The organism is Leucobacter soli, from assembly GCF_042659205.1.
Lineage (GTDB): Bacteria > Actinomycetota > Actinomycetes > Actinomycetales > Microbacteriaceae > Leucobacter > Leucobacter soli.
The window spans coordinates 1-842 of sequence record NZ_JBHSRW010000438.1 but is presented as its reverse complement, the minus strand read 5'-3'; the positions used below and the strand labels follow the sequence as shown (position 1 = coordinate 842).

The 842-nt window shown below is 74.3% G+C and carries 2 protein-coding genes; one reads left to right on the top strand and one right to left on the bottom strand.

Going from position 1 to position 842, the window contains the following annotated elements:
- A partial coding sequence (locus tag ACFPZL_RS13805) for an amidase family protein (protein ID WP_382335966.1) occupies positions 1–309 on the top strand: 309 nt, incomplete at its 5' end.
- Between the two features lie 81 nt (positions 310–390).
- Here ACFPZL_RS13805 and ACFPZL_RS13800 read toward each other — a convergent pair.
- Positions 391–842, bottom strand: a 452-nt coding sequence (locus tag ACFPZL_RS13800) for a glycosyltransferase (RefSeq protein ID WP_382335964.1), incomplete at its 5' end; no start/stop codon positions are given.

Below are 842 nucleotides of genomic sequence, written 5' to 3'. Positions count from 1 at the left end.
GCCGCGGCTCTGCGATCCTTCGCCGCCGACGTCGCGCGTCAGTGGGGCGCGTACGATGTCGTGCTCACACCGGCGCTCGCCTCGCCCGCACCCCGGGTCGGGGCCTTCCGCGCGCTCGGCCCCGAGGGGGACTACCGGCTGCAGTGCGAGTGGGCTCCGCAGACCTCGATGGTCAACGTAGCGGGCCTCCCGGCGGTCACGGCGCCGACGCATCGCACCGCGGCCGGGCTGCCCATGAGCGTGCAGCTCATCGGGCGGGCAGGCGACGAGGTGCGCCTGCTGCAACTCGCGGCGCAGCTCGCCGCTTAGCCCGTCGCTTCGCCGATCGGGCGGTCGACCGCTCCGTTCGACGCGCAGTCCTCGCACCTCCGAGCTTCGGCGTCGCTGAGATCACTGCCGGTCGAGCAGCTCGCGATACGCGGCGAGCAGCGACCGCGTGGAGGCGATCCAGCTGCGGTGCAGCGCGGACTGCCGCGCGGCCGCGCCCATCCGGTCGGCGAGAGCCCTGTCGGCGAGGATCCGCTCGATCTCCTCAGCCCAGACCTCGGGATCATCGCCCTCGAGCAGCACACCGGTCTCGCCGTCGATGACGGCCTCGCGCAGCCCGCCGGCGGCGCGGGCGATGACGGGCACCCCCGAGGCGGCGGCCTCGAGCGCGACGAGTCCGAAGGTCTCGGAGTGCGACGGCACGAGCACGAGCGAGGCGAGGCGCATCCGCTCCGCCAGAACGCTGCGCGATAGCGCACCGTCGAAGGAGGTCGACGAGATCATGCCGGCGGCGGCCGTCGCCTCGTGCAGCGACCGGGCATAGGCGTCGCCGTCGGGGGGCGGCGCGCCGACGA